The following is a 21,566-nucleotide window of genomic DNA, read 5'->3' as shown; positions in this document are numbered from 1 at the left end:
TGCTGGAATGTAATATGCAAGAAAAGCGAGGCTTGCCCTTTCAGGCAGCCCCGCTTTTCTTGTTGTTCTAAGGATGGTTCTTAACGAACTTTGATCTTTTTGATTTTGCTGTAAGTTCCGTAGTATTTCTTGCCGTCGATCTTCTTGTAAGCACGAACTTTTACATAGTAGTACTTCTTCGTCTTCAGCTTGCGGATCTTCTTCGTCAGCTTCGTGGTTGTAACCTTTTTGTATTTTCCGGATTTTCCGTATTTATAAGCAATCTGGTAGCCGCTTACAGCCGCTTTTTTCTGGCTCTTAATCCGAACCTTCATGTTTCTCTTGCCTTTTGTCAGCTTGCTGATAGCCGCTTTATTCGGAACAATGCGGAAGGTCGCAGTCTTCGCGGAGAATCCCGCGCAGTCGCCCTTACCAGTTACCGTTACCGTTGCTTTTCCGGATTTCACGTTGCTCTTGTAAGCGATGGTGTAATCCGTTCCATTTACAAAGGCGCTCAGGCCTTTTACGGTCGGCCGTTTTGCCTTGCCGTTGTAAGTGTACTTCGTTGTGCTGAGAGAAATCTTCGCGCTGCTGTACGCCGCTCTCTTCGCTGTCTTATACGCAGCTTCCGCTTTTTCAATTGCCGCCAGCTCGGAGGTCAGCAGAACTTTCGCATCCGGAGTTTCCGCTACAACACTGTCATACAGCGCTCTTACCGCGTCAATCTGGCTCTTAACCGCAGTTGTGAATGCCACGTTTGTCGGCAGTTTTTCCGCGACTGCTTTGCTTACGCGGTTCGCCTGGGATACGACTTCACCTTCCTGGGAAGCTTTGCAGATATCTTCTACTGTCTGCAAATCCTGCTCATAAGCTTCCAATGCTTTCTTCTGGCTGTCATCCAGTGCTTCAAACGCCGCTCTCAGCTTCGGAACCTGCTGCTGCTCTTCATAAGACATTACGCCGCCATCTTTAACTTTGTCATAGAAGGCGTCAAACTCTGACTTGAAGGCCTGAACTTCATCGTCCAGCGCTTTGTAAGCAGCTTCCGCCGCAGTCAGAGTATCCAGATTTCCCACCTTATCGGTATCTTCCGGATACTGCTTCGCAAACAGATCATACTGTTCTCTCGCCTTTTCGATTGCAGCTTTTGTCTCATCTCCATATGTTACCGTACCGATGGCCGCAATTACTTCCTCAATATTCTCCGCAACTGTTGTAGCTTCGATTTGCTCTGCACTGAATACATAAGCGGAAGCATGAGCCAGCGTAAAGGTAACCGAGTTATCCGCCACAGTCAGCGCATCCTGGGCCATCAGCTCCAGAGCGCCGTCGTTATAATCGTTATAGTAATAGAGATATACGGTAGCACCTGCAGTAATGCCACTGTCACTGCTTAAAGTGTAAGTAATAGTTGCCGGTGCCGGGAAGTTTCCGTCGTGAGTCAGCTCGATCGCTTCTGTTGTAGCTCCCGGAAGCCATTCATCAACATCTACATCCTTTGCATCTGTAATCTCTACGTTCACATCCGCCGCGTTTTCAATCTGAGCCGCGTCAAAGGTGAAAGTGGCCTTTTCCGTTTTAATAATCAGTTTACCCGCATTTCCTTCTTTAGCTGCCGCGAATACGTCCTTGCTAATTACATTATTGGTATCACTCGGAACGTTAACCAGAATTTCATCCGCATCATCCGCATTGTTAATGGCGGTAACGATGTCATCTGCATTCATCGTAGTATCAGTAACGGACGGCTGTACGGTGAGGGTTGTTGTCTCGTCTGCGTCTTCTGTAACCGTAATATTACACGTCGCAGTCGTTTTTCCATCTTTTGCAGTTGCAGTAACCTCTACCTTCTCAGCCTTTTTGAATGCTGTTACAACACCTGTGTCAGCATCTACTTGGATTTCTGTTGTGCCCTCTGGAACGGACCATGTTACGTCTTTATTGTAAGCGTTTTCCGGAGATACAGTGGCGATTAACTGTGCTTTATCGCCTACTTCCAGAGTCATCTCTGTCACATTCAGTTTAATACCTGTAATATCCGCGCCTGGCAAGTACTTAATAATATTTTCATCTGCAGATTTTTCCGCATGCCATGGGCCCGCTTCATCACCGAATTCAACCACTGTATCAACTACAGATGAGCCATCTACATTATCCAGCTGAATCTTATTTTCTTCTTCCAATGTTCCTTTATTGAACTGAAGTGTAGGCGTATTTGTCACATTACTTCCTTTGGATACATTGATGCCACCCCAGTTGTTTCCACTGGTGTTAAGTCCGTTAACGGTAAGGATTGAACCATTGGCTACCGCGCCATATCCGGTACAGTCTTTGATCATCACATTTTCCAGAGTAGCGCTATTGTCTGCTCCGTAAGTCTGCACGCCATGTCTTGCCGCATCTCCGCCATTGATCGTCAGATTCTTTACCACAATGTCTTTTGCCTGCAAGCCGAGAACATGGCTCATACCCTTATTCTCAGCGTCTTCAGCCGGCTTAATGTCGCCGAGTTCAGCCGTAATAGTCTTTCCATTTCCATCCAGCGTCAGGGTCTTGTTGAGCAAAATAATCGGAGAATCCTTTTTAACTGTTTTTACTGTGATATCTTTCAGCAGTTTTACAGTCGCGTTTTCTTTCGCTGCTGTAATCGCTGCCTCAAGGGTCGCATAGTTGGATCCATTTACCTGAGCAACTGCTTCGCCTTTTGCCGGTTTCCACTGGATCGCTGGTCTACCATCACCAGTTTCTGCGTCTGTGATGATATCCCATTCTCCGGCACCTTCACCAAAGGTTACCCAATCAGCATCTAAATCGCCCTTTTCTACATCTATCTGAATCGGATTTTCGTCAGTCAGAGTTCCGCTGTTCAGTGTGAAAGACGGATTGTCTGTGATATTAACGCCTTTGGTAACATTTACGCCGCCCCAGCCGTTTCCATCAGTCGTCAGTCTGGTCGCTGTCGCTGTCGCTCCGTTTACAACCAGTCCATATCCGAAACAGTTTTTTACTGTTACAGAGTACAGTGTCGCCTTGCTGCCTTCTCCATAAACCTGGATACCATGTCTCGCGGATTTGTCCGTACCGTCAATTGTAAGATCTCTTACTTTTACGTTAGCGCCTTGGATTCCCAGGATATGGCCCATTCCTTCCTTTGCGTCGATTTTGTTTGCAGCGATGGTTTTACCGTTTCCATCTAATGTCAGTTTCTTTGTAATAGCAATTGCCGCCGCATCCTTATCACCCATATCTACAGTGATGTCTTTGAGCAGGGTTACGGTGTCGCCTGCTTCTGCCGCGTCAATGGCTTCTTTCAGAGTTGGATAATAGGTTTTTCCTACCAGCGCCACATTTTCTGTTGTGTCACCTTCTTTGATGATCTGATATCCATCTTCCGTTTTATCTGCCAGATATCCATCTGCAATATATTTATCCGGATTTGTGCTAAAGGTTCCTCCGGTGATGGAGATATCACCAATAGAAGTAGAGCCTCCCATCTGCTCAATAGCGGCATGATTTCCACCAGCAGTAAAAGTCCCACCTGAAATTTTCAGAACACCCTTGTCCATGGTGTCATTTAATTTTCCATTTAAAATTGCCGGACCTTCTGCTTCACTTGCTACTGTGAAAGTTCCTCCTGTCACTGTCGCTTCATTCCAGTTGAGGAAAGCGGCCTGTGTTACATTTTTAAAGGTACCACCATTGATTGTAAGAACTCCATAGTCATCATTTTTAATTGTATTGAGTCCTCCCTCAAAAGTACCGCCATTAATAATCATTTCAGCATTTATTTTTGCTGTGTTTTGGTTTCCATCATAGTAACCATTTTCAATCAAGCTAGAAAAATGTCCATCCTGTTTAACGGTGACACCTTCATTAATCGTCATTTTTCCATAATTGCGGATATTGTAAAATGAATTCCCGCCGCTAGCTTCAGCGCTCTGTCCATTCTCCTTGCTGCGGGTATATGTTCCGCCATTTAGGACAACTGTTCCACCCTGCGCATTATGGATTGCTGCTGTTTGATGTGTCACATTGTCCACGATACCCTCACCAGTAATTGTTAGATTTCCTTCATTAGTGATGGTATGAGTTTTCGTTTCATTAGTAATTGTTTTCCCATTCAGGTCAATTGTGACTGTATCATCTTCTGCAATAGTCACATCTTCCTTAACATCTTTCAGCATTTGAATTGTCGCATCACCTTTAGTTGCATTAACTGCTTTTTGAAGGGTCGCATATTCCTGATCGCCAATCTTTGCCGCGTTGTCAGACGCATTATCTTCTGCCGCCCATACAACGGACGATGGCAGCGTCATGGTAAACACCACTGCAAGCGCAATCAGCCATGCCAAAAGCTTCGCACTTTTTCTTGCTTCCATGTTTTCCTCCTTGTCTTAAATATGTAAAAAAATAATCGGATGGGGCTGTCGCATTAACGGGAAATGACTGTTAGTGTGACAGCTTTTTTGTGTACGCAAAAAACAACAAAAAACAGCCCTAAAATGTCGTAACATCACGGGCTGTTGGTGTAAAATAGTTGTGTGAAAAATATCTTACGTAAAGAGTATACTTTAAATACGAAGGAATATCAACTGAAAATTCCAATGGAAATCGATGCATGTATACCAGCTAATGATTGTGTGAGGCTCATCAGTCAGTTTGTGGAGGAAATGGATCTGACTGCTCTCTATGATACTTATGAAAGAATGCCATCAGAGAAATACGCGTCTCCTGAAATTATGCTGAAAATCATGCTCTATGCTTATCATGAAAGGAAAGATATCTCGTCCAGAAGCATCGAGAAAAACTGTAAACGTGACATCAATTACATGTATCTTCTTGAAGGCAGACAGGCACCGGACCATTCCGCTATCGCACGTTTCCGCAGCGAACACTTTGGAAAATGTGCGGAACTGTTTCTGTCGCAAATGGCTCGTATGCTGTTGGAATTGGAGCAGATTACGACAACGGAAGTCTTCATTGACGGAACAAAGATTGAGGCTTCTGCCAATAAATACACATTTGTATGGAAGAAATCTGTAACCAAACACCAAGCCAGGCTGCTGCAGAAAACGGCATTACTTGTGGGCGAAATAATCGACCGGTATGAAATGAAACCTCTCTGGCATAAGGAAGTGAAGAAACAACATGTAAAAAAGATTCTGAAAAAGCTGTGGAGGAAAGCAGAAGAAGCAAAACTTGAATTTGTATCCGGACGTGGTAAAAGAAAAGAACAATTGCAAAAGGACATCGAGGATCTGGAAGCTGCGTTGAAAAAGATTAACGAGTATGAAGACAAACTCCGCAGATGCGGAAACCGTAACAGCTATTCCAAAACGGATCCTGACGCTACATTCATGCACATGAAGGACGACCATAGGATGAACGGGCAGCTGAAGCCTGCCTACAATATCCAGCATGCCGTCAATTCCGGATTCATTGTGGCTGTAGGTGTTTATCCGAATCCGTCAGATGTGCTGACCCTGAAACCATTTATGGAGCAGATGGAAGCGTCTTTGGAGTTTCAGTTTGAACGTATCGTTGCCGATGCGGGGTATGAGAGTGAGGAAAACTTAGTATTTCTAAGAGATAAAGAGATTAAAGCCTACATCAAACCATCCAATTATGAGCAGCTGGGAACGAAGAAATTCTCGCAGGAAATCGGGAAAAAGGAAAACATGGCCTACGACAGGGAGGGAGACTTTTACATCTGTCATAACGGAAAGAAGGTAGAAAAAGCAGGGAAGAAAACCAGAAAGACGTCATCCGGATACTGCCGTGAGGAAACCCACTATGTATGCCGGGAATGCGGAGGTTGCCCTTACAGGGAAAAGTGTCTGTCAGGAAGGAACTGGAAAAAGCCTCTGGAAAAACGTTACAAGAAACTGATTGTATCCAGATTGTTTGAAGAGCTGAGGGAAGAAGAATACCGTCTGATCAATTCCAAAGAGGGAAAGCAACTCCGTATGAACCGAAGCATCCAGGCAGAAGGCGGATTTGCAGACATTAAAGGAGACAGTGGATTCACCAGGTTTTTGTGCCGGGGAACGGATAATGTATTTGCAGAATATGTCCTTTATGCCATGGCACATAATCTTGGCTGGCTGCATAGCAGAATCCAGAAAGACAAGCTTGATTTGCACCTTTATGAATTGAAAGAAGACACAGAGAAAGTTGCATAATTTTGTAACAAAAATATGATACAAAAATATTGGGGACAGCCAGGCTGTCTCTGTTTGCATTATATAAAAAGAACGAATGACGGAGCACCCTTGCCTGATTCATCCGCCATTTTTCAACGCATGAAGAAAGGGCTGTGCACTAACGCTTATTTCTCGTTAACGCGACAGCCCCACAGCAATATATTACCCTATCCAGATTTTGTCAAGGGCTTTGAAAGCTTTTATGTCCAACAAAAAAGTTACTTTGAAACATTGTAACAATTGGACTTTTTAATGTAAAACTTGGCTCTTGACAATTTGTTTTTCTTGATATTGAGACACTCCTTTTTACAATTTGAGAATTCTATAAAAAAGAGATTTAGGCGCAAAGGAAGGGTAAGACGCGAAGGAAATTTTAGTAAAAATAGTAATGATTTTTCTGCAAAATCCCTATGCTGTATATACGAAAAAACGAGACGAAAGGCTAAGCCCTTGTCTCGTTTTTTCTCTTCAAAAGTTGATTTTTTGTTTACAGAAGACCGCCGCCACCGCCGATACTCAGGAACAGAGGCGCGAATACAACTGCTACAATCGTCATTAGCTTGATCAGAATGTTGATGGACGGACCGGACGTATCCTTGAACGGGTCGCCGACCGTGTCGCCTACAACCGTGGCCTTATGGGTTTCCGAACCCTTGCCGCCATAATGCCCTTCTTCAACATATTTCTTGGCATTATCCCACGCGCCGCCGGCATTGGCCATCATAATAGCCAACAGTACGCCTGCCGCGAGAGAACCAGCCAGCATTCCACCCAGAGCTTCCACGCCCAGAATGATACCCACTGCCAGAGGCGCGATAATCGCCATCAGGCCCGGAGCCATCATTTCTTTCAGAGCCGCTTTTGTGGAAATGTCAACGCAAGTCGCGTAATCCGGTTTTGCGGTTCCTTCCATGATGCCAGGGTTTTCTCTGAACTGTCTTCTTACTTCTTCGATCATATGGTTTGCCGCCTTACCTACGGAGTTCATCGTCATAGCGGAGAACAGGAACGGCAGCATGGCGCCAATAAACAGTCCGATGATTACCATTGGCGCCAGCAGGCTGATGGAATCAATTTTCGCTACCTGAGAGAAGGACGCGAAGAGCGCCAGAGCTGTCAGAGCAGCAGATCCGATAGCAAAGCCTTTACCAATAGCAGCTGTTGTGTTTCCAACCGCATCCAGCTTGTCCGTAATCTCTCTTACTTCCGGAGGAAGTTCGGACATTTCCGCAATACCGCCTGCATTATCGGATACAGGACCGTACGCGTCAACTGCTACTACCATACCGGTTGTGGACAGCATGCCGACCGCAGCCAGAGCAATACCGTACAGTCCGGCAAATCCGTTTGCAACGAAGATTCCAACCGCAATGCAGATAATCGGCCATACTGTGGACAGCATTCCAACGCCCAGTCCGCTGATAATAGTTGTAGCGGCACCCGTCTGAGACTGATCCGCAATTCTCTTAACCGATTTGAAATCTCCGGATGTATAAACTTCTGTAATTTTTCCGATCGCGATTCCTACAATCAGACCCGCGATGATCGCGATCGCGCAGTTGTAATTTCCCAGCATTGTTTTGCTCAGAATGAGGGAAACGATAACTACGATGATACCGCTGATATACGTACCCATATTCAGCGCGCTGGCAGGATTTTTGCCTTCTTTCCCTCTTACGCACAGGATTCCGATAACAGAGGCTATGATACCAACTGCGGAAAGAATCAGTGGGAATAAGGAACCTTCCAGAGGCGGAAGTTCAAAACTCGTGCCAAAATCCGGCGTAATCGTCGGAACGATAACCGCGATTGTAATCGCGGAAATAATAGAACCTACATAGGACTCAAACAGGTCTGACCCCATACCGGCAACGTCTCCTACGTTATCGCCTACGTTATCCGCGATAACCGCCGGGTTTCTCGGGTCATCTTCCGGGATTCCCGCTTCAACCTTACCTACCAGGTCAGCGCCAACATCCGCCGCTTTCGTATAGATACCGCCGCCTACACGTCCAAACAGCGCCATAGAAGAAGCTCCCAGACCAAATCCGGTTACGACATTTGCGCAATCAACGCCCATTACGACGAAAATCACGCCAAGTCCCAGCAGTCCCAGACAGGATACGCAAAGTCCCATAACCGCTCCGGAACGGAAAGCGATTTTCAGCGCTTTGTTGATTCCGCTTTCATGAGCCGCATTCGCAGTTCTTACGTTACCTTTGGTCGCAACATTCATTCCAAAGAAGCCTGCCAGAACGGAAAGCAGCGCGCCGATTACATAAAGCAGCGCTGTCACCCAGCCAATGAAGATGCCGATTACCAGGAAGATGACGATGATTACAATTGCCATCACCTTGTATTCTCTCTTCAGGAATGCCATCGCACCCTCTCTGATGTGTCCCGCAATCTCTCTCATGCGGTCATTGCCCTCATCAGCCTTCGAAATCCATGTGGCAAGTGAAAACGCCACAATCAGACCGATTATCGCTGCTATGGGGGCAATCAACGATAAAATGTCCATAGAAATAATACCTCCCTCTCACCTTTGCACAATGATAAGAGATGTCGCAGGACACCTCTTTCGCCGGAAAAGTGATATTTAAAATTTTTATTAAACAAATTCGTAAATCTGCCGTGCTTCTGCTTTTAACCTTCCATCATAACAAGAATCAGCGACAGTATAATAAACAAAATAGCGGATACTGTGGAAATCCGGTTGAGGATTCCTTCATAACCCTGGCTTTTTTTCTTGCCGAACAACTGCTCCGCTCCTCCTCCGATCGATCCTGATAAACCGGCGCTATTGCTGGATTGCATCAGTATACTTATAATCAGAACAACACTCGCAAGTGCCAGTATGATCATGAGAAATGTCTGCATTTTTTTACCTCCTCGTAAAGTGACTTATAAAGTCTACCACAGGGCACTTCAAAAATCAAGGGGTTTTGTCGGATTTTCAGTGGTTGCGGGGTTTAGACAGCTATAATTATCTGTTTCAGAACTCACATAAAGATAGCACTTTTGTAGTATCCAAATGTACCTTTCCACAAAAAAGGAAAAGCAGCACATAAATCAAATAGACTCATAGGCTGCTTTTTTTCTAATCGGTTTCCTTACTATTTGCTTTTATTTCAGATTATAAAACGCGTCATTTCCCGCGTACTGTCCGGAAGCGCCCAACAGTTCCTCAATACGGAGAAGCTGGTTATACTTGGCAATCCGATCCGTTCTGGAAAGAGACCCGGTTTTAATCTGGCCCGCGTTTAAACCTACTACAATGTCCGCGATGGTTGTATCCTCGGTTTCACCGCTTCTATGGGAAACAACCGCCGTGTATCCCGCTTTTTTAGCCATTTCAATCGCGTCAAAGGTTTCTGTCAGGGTTCCAATCTGGTTTACTTTAATCAGAATGGAATTGGCAATTCCCTTTTCGATTCCGCTTGCCAGTCTCTCAGTATTGGTAACAAACAGGTCATCGCCTACCAGCTGAATCTTTTTGCCCAGTTTTTCCGTCAGCAGCTTCCAACCGTTCCAGTCATCTTCCGCAAGTCCGTCTTCAATCGAAACAATCGGGTATTTATCCGCCAGCATCTCATAGTACTCTACCATTTCCGCCGCAGTCCGGCTGACGCCTTCTCCGGTCAGGTTGTAAATATCTTTATCCGCGTCATAAAATTCACTTGCCGCTACATCCAGCGCGATCTTCACGTCATCACCGGGCTTATATCCCGCTTTTTCAATCGCTTCGATAATTACCTGGATCGCTTCTTCATTGGTGGAAAGATTTGGAGCAAAACCGCCTTCATCCCCTACCGCGGTATTCATCCCCTTTCCTTTCAGCACAGTTTTCAGGTTATGGAATACTTCCGCGCCCATTCTAAGCGCCTCCCGGAAAGTCGGCGCTCCCGCCGGCATAATCATAAATTCCTGAATATCAACAGTATTGTCCGCATGGGATCCACCATTTAAAATATTCATCATCGGAGTAGGAAGCACCTTGCCGTTTACTCCACCCAGATACTGGAACAACGGCAAACCTACCGATTCCGCCGCAGCTCTTGCCGCGGCCATAGAAACGCCCAAAATGGCGTTAGCGCCCAATCTTCCTTTATTAGGGGTTCCATCCAGCTCAATCAGCATTTTGTCCAGCCCCACCTGATCGAAAACGTCAAATCCCAGAATTTGATCCGCGATAATTGTATTGACATTTTCAACTGCTTTAAGGGTTCCTTTGCCCAAATAGCGCGCTTTATCACCGTCTCTGAGTTCGACCGCTTCATGTACCCCTGTAGACGCCCCGGAAGGGACCATTGCTCTGCCCACGCTTCCGTCTTCCAGGGTAATTTCTACTTCAACTGTCGGGTTGCCCCGTGAATCCAGCACTTCCCGTGCGATTACATCTTCAATAAATGGCATCTTGTATGTCCTCCTTACTTTTAAAAATCAATAATCTCCATAAAATCGGACGCGTTCAGGCTCGCTCCTCCTACCAGAGCGCCGTCGATATTCGGCATATCCATAATATCGGTAGCGTTGGCAGGCTTTACACTGCCGCCGTACTGAATCACGACCTGATCCGCCACTTCTTCACCGTACAGCGCTTCCACCGCGTTGCGGATAAACTCACACATATCTTCTGCCTGCTGTGGCGTCGCGGTCTTTCCCGTGCCGATGGCCCACACCGGTTCATACGCGATCACGATCTTTGCCGCCTGCTGCGGCGTAATTCCCGAAAGCGCCCAAATCAGCTGATCCCGCACTACCAGATACTGTTCTTCTTTTTCACGCTGCTGCAGATTTTCTCCCACGCATAAAATCGGGGTAATCGGACCTGCCAGCAGCCGCTTCAGTTTTTTGTTAACGATTTCATCCGTTTCTCCAAAGTACTGCCTTCTCTCCGAATGGCCGATGATGCAGTAATCGACTCCTAAATCTTCCAGCATCTTTACCGAAACTTCACCCGTAAAAGCGCCTTCATCTTCATAGAACGCATTCTGGGCGCCGACTTTAATTTTGGTTCCGGAAAACAGATTTTTCAAAAGCCCCAGATAGACATAGGGAGCGCAGACAGCAGTCCTTACGTCCGTATCCTGGTACAGCTTTTTAAAGTCTTCCGCAAAGGTCACAACCTCCCGGCCTGTTTTAAACATTTTCCAGTTTCCCGCAATAAATGGTATTCTCATTCTTTTTCCTCCAATACCGCAATTCCCGGCAAAACCTTGCCCTCTAAAAATTCCAGGGACGCTCCGCCGCCCGTGGAAATATGGGTCATTTTATCGCCATAGCCAAACTGCTGAACCGCCGCCGCCGAATCGCCGCCGCCGATAATGGATACCGCGTCGCTTTCCGCCAGGCTTTCCGCAACCTGTTTCGTGCCTTCCGCAAAATTCGGCATTTCAAACACGCCCATCGGTCCGTTCCAAACAACGGTTTTTGCCTGCAGCAGTTCTTCACGAATCTGCCGCGCGGTCTTAGGGCCGATGTCCATACCCATACGGTCTGCCGGGATGTTTTCCCTGTCGCACACGATTTTTTCGCTGTTATTGTCAAACTCTTTCGCACAGACCACATCGATCGGAAGCAGCATCTTGACCCCTGCGCTTTCTGCCTTTTTCATCAGTTCTCCCGCAAGTTCCACACTTTCCTCATCCAGAATGGAGGTTCCGATTTCCAGCCCCATCGATTTAAAGAACGTATAGCTCATGCCTCCGCCAATAATCAGCGTATCCACTTTTTTGAGCAGATTCTCAATAACCGGAATTTTATCCCCTACTTTGGCGCCGCCCATGATAGCGACAAACGGCCTCTGCGGGTTTTCCAGCGCGTCTCCCAGAAATTTCACTTCCTTTTCAATAAGGAATCCGGAAACCGCCGGCAGATAGTCTGCCACTCCGGCTGTAGAGCAGTGCGCCCGGTGAGCGGTTCCAAAGGCGTCATTTACAAAGATTTCGCCTAACTGAGCCAGTTCTTTTGAAAAAACGGATTCGTTTTTCGTCTCTTCTTTACGGAAGCGCACGTTTTCCAGCAGCATTACCTGTCCTTCTTGCAAACCGTTTGCCGTTTCCACAATCTGCTGGTTTACAACCTCCGGTACGCTGATAAAGATGACTTCTCTATCCAATAGCTCCGCGAGACGATCCGCTACCGGTTTTAAAGTATACTCCATTTTGGCCTCGCCTTTCGGCCTTCCCATATGAGACATGAGAATCACTTTCGCTCCGTGATCCAGCAGATACTGAATCGTCGGAAGCGCAGACGTAATCCGTATATCATCGGTGATTTTACCATCCTGCATCGGTACGTTAAAATCACACCGCACCAACACCCGCTTTCCTCTGACTTCAATGTCTCTGACTGTTTTTTTCATAATGCTCTCTGTTCCTTTCCCAGAAAATATCTGATACGACGACAGCCGATGCGTGATCGGCTGTCTTTCATGGCAGGCTTATCCTGTCCTTTTATTTAGTATCAACACTATTCATATGTTTTATAAGTGAAAGGACTTTGCTGGAATACCCAAATTCATTGTCATAAAAAGCAATCAGCTTAAAGAATTTATCGTTCAGCTGGATTCCCTCTCTCGCGTCGAAAATGGAGGTGTGCGGATCGCCGATAAAGTCGCTGGATACCACTTCATCGTCTACATATTCGATTATGCCTTTCATAGGACCCTCGGACGCCTCTTTTATTTTCGCGCAGATCGCTTCGTAGGAAGCGGATTTTTTGGTCATGATATTCAGGTCGATTACGGATACATCCGCAGTCGGAACCCGGTAGGAAATTCCTGTCATCTTTCCTACCAGAGAAGGAATTACAAGTCCTACCGCCTTAGCTGCTCCTGTTGTTGACGGGATAATGTTATTAAAGACGGATCTTCCGGTTCTCCAGTCTTTCAGCGAACGGGCGTCTACAACCTTCTGCTTTGCCGTCGCCGCGTGAATGGTGGACATCAGTCCCTGTTCAATCCCCCAGTTGTCCTCAACGACTTTTGCCAGAGGCGCCAGGCAGTTCGTCGTACAAGACGCGTTGGAAACAATGTCCATATCTTTCTTGTAATTCATATGGTTAACACCCATTACGAAGGTCGGCGTTGTCTTATCCTTCGCCGGGGCGGTGATGATTACTTTTTTCGCTCCCTGATTGATATGTACCATCGCTTTTTCCGTCGTATTGTACGCGCCTGTACCTTCTACAATATATTCCGCGCCGCATTCGCTCCACGGGATATTGGAAGCGTCGCTCTCACTGTAGACCGGCACTTTCTTGCCGTTGATTACAATTCCGTTCTCGTATACAGCAAGGTCTTTGGGAAAACGTCCGAAAATCGAATCGTATTTGAGCATATACACCATATACTCCTTGTCCGCGTTGCGCACATTGATTCCGCAGATGTCGATGTCCTTATCGTCCATCGCCGCGCGAATTACCACTCTCGCAATACGGCCAAAACCACTGATACCAACTTTAATTGCCATTTTGTAATCCTCCTCGATTAACTGAATATCTTATATTTTAGTTATAGTATAAACTAATAACGTCTCCGTTTGGATGAGGACAGGATATGCATCTCATCTCTGTATTTTGCTACGGTTCGTCTTGATATATCGATGCCCTTTTCCTTCAGCATCTTCACCATATCCTGATCGCTGTACGGTGATTTCGGATCCTCTCCGTCAATGATTTCTTTAATAAAGCTCTTGATGCTCTTGGAAGAAATTCCTTCTCCCCCTCTTCCACCCGTAACGCCGCCGGAGAAAAAGTATTTAATCTCAAAGACTCCCATAGGACTCTGCAGATACTTTCCGTTGATAGACCGGCTGACGGTGGATTCGTGAATTCCAACTTCTTCCGCAATCTGCTTTAGAGTCAGGGTTTTCAGATATTTGCTTCCTTTTTCAAAGAATTCTTTCTGATATTTTACGACTGCCTCGACAACATTGTAGATGGTCTGTTTTCTCTGTTCAATGCTCTTTATCAGCCAGACCGCAGAGTTCAGACGATCTGTCAGATATTTGGACAGATTGGAGTCCTTTTCCGCCTCGCTCAAAAGCCGTTCGTAATAAGAACTTACCATCAGATGAGGCGTGCTGCTGTCATTTACCGTAACGACAAAATCATCGTCCACTTTTTCTACAAGTACATCCGGCACAATGTACCGAGTATCTGTCTGGCTGGCAAACTGGCGGCCCGGCTTTGGCTCCAGCCTTTTAATTTCATCCGCCATTTCCTGGACTTCTTTTACACTGATTCCCATGTCTTTTGAAATAGCTCCCAGTCGATTGGCAGCCAGATCTTCCAGATGTTCACATAAAACTCTTTCATAGCTTTCATCAAGGATTCCCTTGTGCTCCAGCTGAATCATCAGACATTCCTTCAGATCTCTGGCGCCTACGCCCGATGGGTCAAAAGTATGTATAATATCCAGCACTTCTTCAACTTTGTCTTCCGGAGCGCCGGTTGCTCTCGCGATTTCTTCCACAGTAAGGGTCATATATCCGTTTTCATCCAGAGATTCAATAATATATCTCCCTACGAGCCGACATCCCTTTTTGTGGGAAGCAAACTGAAGCTGAAACATCAGATGCTCCGGCAGGGTAATATCCGACGTGGTATACTGCTCATAGGAATTTTCCTTTTCATCCGGATCCTTGTATTCCCACTGCCGATAGCTGATATCATCATACTGCCGTTCTTTCAGGTATTCCTTCCAGTCAATATCGTTTTCCGAAAGTCCCGAATCGCTTTGAGGAGTTTCATTCTCCTGTCCACGATCTGTTTCCCGGCGTTCCTGTCCTTCACTGCCAGGCTGCGACGCCCCCTGCTCTAAAACAGGGTTTGTCAGCAACTGTTCTTGCACATAGGAATCCAGTTCCTGTGTATTAAACTGCAGGATCTGGATCGCCTGGATCAATTCCGGAGTCATGACCAGCTTCTGTGTCTGTTCAATTGTTAAATCATATCCCAGTCGCATACTCATTTAACACCTCTAAAATTATACGCATTTATTATACCATATTTCATGCCTTTTTCTAGGCTTTTATCTCAAATTAGGAAAGTCTAACTGCCTGAGGGCTTCGAATAAAATAATGTTGGCGGAATTGGATAGATTGAAAGAACGAAGTCTTGTTTCCTCACTCATCGGGATCCGGATCGCTTTATCCTCATTGGCCTGAATCAGCTCTTTCGGCAGGCCTGCCGTCTCTTTTCCCAGAAGGATCATATCTTCATCCTGATAAGAAACTTCCGTATACAGCCGGGAGCCTTTCGTAGTCGCCAGATACATGTTTCTTCCCTCGTATTGTTTCAGGAACGCGTCCAGCCCCGGGTGAATCTCCACTTGCACATAAGGCCAGTAGTCCAGCCCTGCCCGCTTGAGGCTTTTGTCATCAATCGAGAAACCCAGCGGTTCTACAAGGTGGAGAACACTTCCTGTCGCCGCGCAGCTCCTTGCGATGTTTCCCGTATTTGGCGGGATTTCAGGTTCTACTAATACAATGTGAATTGCCATATTTTTTCCTCCTCGCACTCTTTCCATTTTGCAGACTGGAGACAGAAAAGTCAAGAAAATAAAAAATAGTAAAGACAAATTTATTTTTTTGTTATATAATTTTTTAATCAATGCATTTTAGAGTTCGTAGGAGGTATAGCTGAATGAAAACAGTACAGGTTGGATTGCTGGGGCTCGGCAACATCGGAACCGGCACATATAAAACCTTGGAAATGAATAAAGCGCAAATTGAAGCTGCTGCTGAATGTAAAATTGAAATTACAAAAATTCTGGAAAGAGACGTGGATAGAGAGCGGGATATTACCGTCCGTCCGGAACAGTTCACGCAAGATCCGGACTCTATCTTTAAAGATCCGGAAATTGATATTGTAATCGAACTGTTGGGCGGGATCGAGCCTGCGACAACCTTCATGCTTTCCGCTATGGAAAACGGCAAACATGTGGTAACCGCCAACAAGGCCGCGGTAGCCGCTAATTTTGATAAACTGATGAACACGGCCCGTGAAAACGGCGTTGAATTTCGGTTTGAAGCCAGCGTAGGAGGCGGGATTCCGATTCTCAACGCGATTACAACCGTACTCCGTTCCAACCAATTTGAGGAAATTCTTGGCATTCTTAATGGCACCACCAATTACATTCTGACACAGATGACCGAATACGGACTGCGTTATGAAGATGTTTTGAAAAAAGCCCAGGAAAAGGGATTCGCGGAGGCAGATCCGACCGCGGATGTAGAGGGGATCGATGTTGCCAATAAGCTTTCGATTCTCATGGCCCTGGCTTTTGATACTTATGTTGCTCCTGAGGATATTCCAACGACCGGAATCACTCAAATTACCAGAAAAGACATTACTTCGGCCGCGGTGAATGGATGTAAAATTAAACTGATTGCTTCCGCCAAACTGGTAGACGGCAAATTGGAATATAGTGTAAAGCCCACACAGCTTCCAAATTCCCATCCTCTGGCATCGATCAATAATGAATTCAACGCGGTATTTGTCAAAGGCAACGCGGTGGACGAGCTGATGTTTTACGGTAAGGGCGCGGGCCCTCTGCCTACCGGCAGCGCTGTAATGGGCGATGTTCTTGAAATTGCAAAATTATGCGGGAGGAAATAGAAATGACATTATTTAAGGAATGGCGCGATCTGATTGAAAATCAGACAGAAGCTACGTTTAAAAACTTCTGGGAGGAATACAGCGGCGCGGAAACGAGGATCTACAGCAGTATTCTGGATAATCCCGAAGAAATTGTGTCCGGCACATTAGGTGAGCTTGCGGAAAAATATGAAACCCGCCCTGTGATATTCATGGGCTTCCTCGATGGAATCAACACCAGCCTGCGTCAGGAACTGGACTTTGAAAACTTTGACGAGTCATCACAGGTAACGCTGGATATTGACCTTGAAAAACTGTATTTTAATATGCTGGCGGCAGACGCGGATTATCTGTATTCCCTGCCGCAGTGGGACAGGCTCTTGACTGCGGAAAAACGTCAGGAAATCACAAAAGCTTATAAAAAATCCAAGACGGTTGTAAAGGGAAAGAAAATCGGACGTAACGATCCTTGCCCCTGCGGAAGCGGTAAAAAATACAAAAAGTGCTGCGGACGCTAGAAGCTTTCTTGCCGGTCCTCTTTGTGGGGGGGCCGGTTTTCTTTTCTTTTTGGTCTTGGAAGGTGGCGAGGGCCTTTTTTTCTGGCCAAATCGGTCTTTTTGAAATTTGGGAACAGACTTTTTCCATTTTTGTGTCCAGCCAATTTATCTGGCCTGTTTGGGAACATATCACATTGACGGCTGGCTGCCCAGTTCGCAAAGCCTCGAAGCATTCATCACAGCCCCTTCTTTTCACATATGTAACCGATTACACAACTCTCACATTCCGGCTTCCTCGCGTGGCAGCAATAACGTCCGTGAAAAATAAAACTATGATGAGCTCTGGACCAACGGTTCTCCGGCAGTATCTTCATCAGCGCCAATTCTGTTTTCAGCACGTCTTTTTCCTCTACCAGTCCAATCCGATTCGTAACCCGAAATACATGGGTGTCCACCGCGATACGCTGATGACCAAACCCCACTGCCAGCACGACATTAGCAGTTTTCCGACCTACGCCCGGAAGCTCAATCAGTCTGTCATAATCTTCGGGTACTTGCCCATCGTACTTTTCTACCAGCATCTTTGCCAGCGCCAGAATATTTTTGGACTTTGTTTTATACATGCCAATCCGCTTGATCATCTCCGCGACATCTTCCTGAGATGCTTCTGCCAGAGCATAAGCGTCCGGATATTTCGCAAAAAGATCCTTTGTCACTACATTCACACTTTTATCTGTCGTCTGCGCAGATAAAACAACAGCGACGAGCAGTTGAAATACGCTGCCGTGTTCCAGCGCGCAGTCCGCGTCCGGATACCGGTCTTCCAATTTGTCCAGTATCTCATTCACTTCTGATTGACAAAAAGACATAACATACCTCCTTTAAAAGCTGAATACGATTATACTATGTAAGCCTTCCTGTTTACAACCCGGTTTCTCTTTTTCTCCCTCCATTCCCGGCAAAAACCACGCGACTTTGTTTTGTTTGAATCCGGGATAATATTTAGATTTTTCTAAATATTATTTTAAAAAACTAGTTACATCTATGGAAATTTATAGTATAATTTAAATACGCAATTATTTTCTCATTATGCAAAATGGAGGTGTTTAAATGTCAACGCATACACAAATTGAGAAAAACGGTCTATTTGAATTGACCGACGAGGCGCGTGCGGAACTGGTGTCTTCCAAATACTATAACGAAGACCTTGCTCCTACGTCCGTATCTCAGAGAACATGGACTACATACAACATCACAATGCTATGGGTCGGCATGTCCATCTGCGTTCCGGCTCTTTCCCTCGCTACAGGGCTTGTAAGCCAGGGGGTTTCTCCATGGCTCGCGGTTCTGAATGTAGCGCTGGGGAACATCATCATCCTGATTCCGATTCAGCTCAACTCTCAGATCGGATGTAAGTACGGCATCCCGTTCCCTGGTTTTGCCAGACTGACCTTCGGCTCAATCGGCGCGCACGTTCCGGCTCTTTTGAGGGCGATCACCGCCTGCGGCTGGACGGCGATTCAGGCCTGGGTTGGCGGCGGCGCGGTCGCCGCGATTATCGGCTGTTTCGCGCCAAAATTCATGGACGCGAACTGGACGATCAATCTCCCTTCCTGGGGCGGAATGCAGACAACTTCTGCGGGAACCTTCATCGGTTATATCATTTTTATGGTATTTGTCGCGTGGGTTGCCTATAACGGAGTGGAGCGAATCAAGTGGGTACAGAACATCGGCGGTCCGATTCTGATTGTCCTCATGATCGCTTTGATGTTCTGGTCCGTCAAAATCGGAAGCGACGCGGGTTTCTCCTTTGGAGAAATTATGGGTCAGCCGAATAATCAGGAGCTGATCGACGCGTCAGGAGGGAACTTTACCGTTATCTATCTGGTCGGCCTGATGGGCAATATCGCCTTCTGGGCCACAATGGCTCTGAACATTCCGGACTTTTCCAGATACGCGTCTTCCCAGAAGGCTCAGTTCAGAGGACAGCTTTATGGTATGCCGCTTCCGATGGCGTTCTGCGCGTTCGTCGGCGCTCTCTATGCCCAGTCCGCGGAACTGCATAACACATCCAATGGACTTCAGGCAGGGCAGGCCGGGTATTACAATCCGTTCGACGTTGTATCGGTACTTTACAACATCAACAGCAAAATTATCGTGCTCATCGCTTCCATCGGTGTTATCATGGCGACGATTACAACCTGTGTAGCCGCGAACGTAGTCGCTCCGGCAAACGGATTCTCCAACCTGTCGCCAAAGCGGATTTCCTACAAGAAGGGAGTACTGATCGCTGTCTTTATTGCCTTCTTTATTCTGCAGGCATGGTGGATCTATGGTTCCGGCGGAGCATTCTTCACTTGGATGAACGCCTACGGCACAATCCTGGCTCCAATTGCCGCGATCTTCATTGCCGACTACTTTATCTGCAAGAAAAGATATGTGGATATTGCGGCTCTCTTCAAAGGACAGGACGGAAGGTATCATTATCACAATGGCGTTAACTGGGCTGCCATTATCGCCTGGGTAGTCGCTTTCATCCTCCCGCTCTTTATTTACTTTGGAGTGCAGGGAGCATTCTGGACATTTATCAATTCCATCAACTACATCTGGTCCTTTGTTGTCGGCTTTGTCGTATACCTGCTGCTGATGAAGACCAGCCTGGCCAAGGATTCTTTCATGACAGAGGACGAACACGAAACTCTGACCAGAAGATCTTAAAAAGACGTTTTAAAATTACTGCCAAACTATATGCATTACCGCAGGAGCCTTTGCGACCCAAAGGCTCCTGCAGTATACATGGGAAAAGGAGGTTCTATTATGGATTTATTAATCAAAGGCGGCACGGTGGTAACAGCACAGTCCAGCTTTAAAGCCGACGTAGCCGTAAAGAATGGAAAAATTACAGGAATCGGCGCGAATCTTAAACCGGAAAAAAATACAGAGGTTGTCGACGCAAAGGGAAAGCTTGTGCTCCCCGGCGCAATTGACGGACATACCCATCTGGCTATGCCGTTTGGCGGAACCATTTCCACAGACGACTATTACGCGGGAACCCGTTCTGCTGCCTGCGGCGGCACGACAACCGTCTTTGATTTTGTCCTTCAGGGACAGGGGGAGCCTATGCTCGACGCAATCAAGAGAAGAGACGCGCTGGCCGCTCCTGACGCGGCGGTGGATTACGCGTTCCATATCGGCGTCGGCGATGTAACCACCGATGAAATGCTGGATACCATGGAAGATGCCATGGCGTATGGCGTTACCTCGTTTAAAGTATTCATGGTTTACGATTTCGGGGTAGATGACGGGCAATTTTTCAAAACATTAGTAAAGGCGAAAGAAATCGGCGCGCTCGTAGGTGTCCACGCTGAAAACCGGGATGTAAACAATGTGCTCATCGCTCAGTATCTGGCGGAAGGCAAGACCGACGCGTGGTGGCATTATATGTCCAAAAACGAAGCGGTAGAAGGGGAAGCGGATGTCAGAGCTATCAACCTTGCGAAAATGGCCGGTACCTCGCTTTACATCGTGCATCTGGCGAATAAGCAGGGAATGGACGCGGTTACGGAAGCACGCGATCAGGGCTATCCGATTTTCGCGGAGACCTGCCCGCAGTACCTGTATTTTACCAGCAAAGTCTACAAGGATGGTATTCCGGAACAGAATCTGAGAGCCCGGGATTTTGTCTGCTCGCCTCCGATGAAGGGAAAAGAATCCCAGGACGCGCTGTGGGAAGGCATCAAGCGCGGCGATATTTCAACTGTGGCAACGGACCACTGTCCGTTTACAAAAGCGGAAAAAGACTGGGGAATTACCCAGAAAGACGGAACTCCCGGCAACTTCACCACCATTCCAAACGGCTGCGCGGGAATTGAAAATATGTACCCTTATATACTGTCCGAAGCCAATAAAGGCCGCATTTCCTTCAACAAAGCGGTGGAGTTGTGCGCTACCAACCCTTCCAAACTGTTCGGCCTGGATCACTTGAAAGGCGCTCTGCAGATAGGACTTGACGCGGATATCGTCATCTACGATCCAAAAAAGGTCTTCACCATTACAAATGACGCCATGCATGGCGATACCGATCATACGATCTGGGAAGGGGCAAAATTAAAGGGATACCCCGAAGCCACCTACAGCAGAGGAAATCTGGTCTACAAAGATGGTAAATTCCTTGGCAAGCGCGGCGATGGCAAATTCATCAAATGCAAGCCAATTAAATTGAAAACTCCACAGCTTTAATGGCAATTAAAAGAGGACCGTAATTACGCGGTCCTTTTTTCTG

General features: G+C 46.6%; 15 protein-coding genes. 5 read left to right on the top strand and 10 right to left on the bottom strand.

Going from position 1 to position 21,566, the window contains the following annotated elements; genetic code table 11:
* Positions 1 to 80 precede the first annotated feature (80 nt).
* Entirely contained in the window at positions 81 to 4,358 is a 4,278-nt protein-coding gene (locus H9L42_RS10695; RefSeq protein ID WP_187303400.1) for an Ig-like domain-containing protein, read from the bottom strand.
* Between the two features lie 162 nt (positions 4,359 to 4,520).
* On the opposite strand from H9L42_RS10695, the gene H9L42_RS10690 reads away from it, so the two are divergent.
* Positions 4,521 to 6,161, top strand: a complete 1,641-nt coding sequence (locus tag H9L42_RS10690) for an IS1182 family transposase (protein ID WP_187303399.1) — start codon at positions 4,521 to 4,523, stop codon at positions 6,159 to 6,161.
* A 508-nt stretch (positions 6,162 to 6,669) separates the two neighbouring features.
* On the opposite strand, the gene H9L42_RS10685 is transcribed toward H9L42_RS10690, so the two are convergent.
* The 8 genes from H9L42_RS10685 to trmL all read right to left on the bottom strand — a co-directional run bounded on the left by H9L42_RS10685 (position 6,670) and on the right by trmL (position 15,690).
* Entirely contained in the window at positions 6,670 to 8,703 is a 2,034-nt protein-coding gene (locus H9L42_RS10685; RefSeq protein WP_187303398.1) for a sodium-translocating pyrophosphatase, read from the bottom strand.
* A gap of 125 nt (positions 8,704 to 8,828) precedes the next feature.
* Positions 8,829 to 9,062 carry a preprotein translocase subunit SecG gene (gene secG, locus H9L42_RS10680; protein WP_187303397.1) on the bottom strand — a complete coding sequence of 78 codons (234 nt, stop codon included), beginning with the start codon at positions 9,060 to 9,062 and terminating at the stop codon, positions 8,829 to 8,831.
* A gap of 246 nt (positions 9,063 to 9,308) precedes the next feature.
* Complete coding sequence (eno, locus tag H9L42_RS10675; protein WP_187303396.1) at positions 9,309 to 10,598, bottom strand: phosphopyruvate hydratase; 1,290 nt, start codon at positions 10,596 to 10,598, stop codon at positions 9,309 to 9,311.
* A gap of 20 nt (positions 10,599 to 10,618) precedes the next feature.
* On the bottom strand, positions 10,619 to 11,365 hold the full coding sequence (tpiA, locus tag H9L42_RS10670) for a triose-phosphate isomerase (protein ID WP_187303395.1): 747 nt from the start codon (positions 11,363 to 11,365) through the stop codon (positions 10,619 to 10,621).
* Positions 11,362 to 12,549 carry a phosphoglycerate kinase gene (locus H9L42_RS10665; protein ID WP_207734962.1) on the bottom strand — a complete coding sequence of 396 codons (1,188 nt, stop codon included), beginning with the start codon at positions 12,547 to 12,549 and terminating at the stop codon, positions 11,362 to 11,364. The genes tpiA and H9L42_RS10665 overlap by 4 nt, the downstream gene beginning before the upstream one ends.
* A 91-nt stretch (positions 12,550 to 12,640) precedes the next feature.
* Positions 12,641 to 13,657, bottom strand: coding sequence for a type I glyceraldehyde-3-phosphate dehydrogenase (gene gap, locus H9L42_RS10660; protein WP_187303394.1), 1,017 nt, complete (start codon positions 13,655 to 13,657; stop codon positions 12,641 to 12,643).
* Positions 13,658 to 13,710: 53 nt separating this feature from the next.
* Positions 13,711 to 15,159 carry an RNA polymerase factor sigma-54 gene (gene rpoN / locus H9L42_RS10655; protein ID WP_243235753.1) on the bottom strand — a complete coding sequence of 483 codons (1,449 nt, stop codon included), beginning with the start codon at positions 15,157 to 15,159 and terminating at the stop codon, positions 13,711 to 13,713.
* 60 nt (positions 15,160 to 15,219) lie between these two features.
* Entirely contained in the window at positions 15,220 to 15,690 is a 471-nt protein-coding gene (gene trmL / locus H9L42_RS10650) for a tRNA (uridine(34)/cytosine(34)/5-carboxymethylaminomethyluridine(34)-2'-O)-methyltransferase TrmL (RefSeq protein ID WP_187303393.1), read from the bottom strand.
* Between the two features lie 143 nt (positions 15,691 to 15,833).
* Here trmL and H9L42_RS10645 point away from each other — a divergent pair, with 143 nt between their 5' ends.
* A complete protein-coding gene (locus tag H9L42_RS10645) occupies positions 15,834 to 16,808 on the top strand; it encodes a homoserine dehydrogenase (RefSeq protein WP_187303392.1) in 975 nt (324 codons plus the stop codon).
* 2 nt (positions 16,809 to 16,810) lie between these two features.
* On the top strand, positions 16,811 to 17,305 hold the full coding sequence (locus H9L42_RS10640; protein ID WP_187303391.1) for an SEC-C metal-binding domain-containing protein: 495 nt from the start codon (positions 16,811 to 16,813) through the stop codon (positions 17,303 to 17,305).
* A 215-nt stretch (positions 17,306 to 17,520) separates the two neighbouring features.
* Here the strand turns inward: H9L42_RS10640 and nth are convergent, their stop codons facing one another.
* Positions 17,521 to 18,153, bottom strand: coding sequence for an endonuclease III (nth, locus tag H9L42_RS10635; RefSeq protein WP_187303390.1), 633 nt, complete (start codon positions 18,151 to 18,153; stop codon positions 17,521 to 17,523).
* A gap of 241 nt (positions 18,154 to 18,394) precedes the next feature.
* Between nth and H9L42_RS10630 the strand changes: the two genes are divergently transcribed.
* On the top strand, positions 18,395 to 20,002 hold the full coding sequence (locus tag H9L42_RS10630) for an NCS1 family nucleobase:cation symporter-1 (RefSeq protein ID WP_187303389.1): 1,608 nt from the start codon (positions 18,395 to 18,397) through the stop codon (positions 20,000 to 20,002).
* Between the two features lie 99 nt (positions 20,003 to 20,101).
* The gene (hydA, locus tag H9L42_RS10625; protein WP_187303388.1) at positions 20,102 to 21,523 is read left to right on the top strand and encodes a dihydropyrimidinase; all 1,422 of its coding nucleotides are present in this window, start codon (positions 20,102 to 20,104) and stop codon (positions 21,521 to 21,523) included.
* The last annotated feature ends 43 nt before the right edge of the window (positions 21,524 to 21,566 follow it).

Source organism: Zhenpiania hominis (assembly GCF_014333425.1).
Taxonomy (GTDB): Bacteria; Bacillota; Clostridia; order Peptostreptococcales; family Anaerovoracaceae; genus Hominibacterium; species Hominibacterium hominis.
Note: the sequence above shows the minus strand (reverse complement) of the source record. Positions and strands in the feature narration are given on the sequence as shown.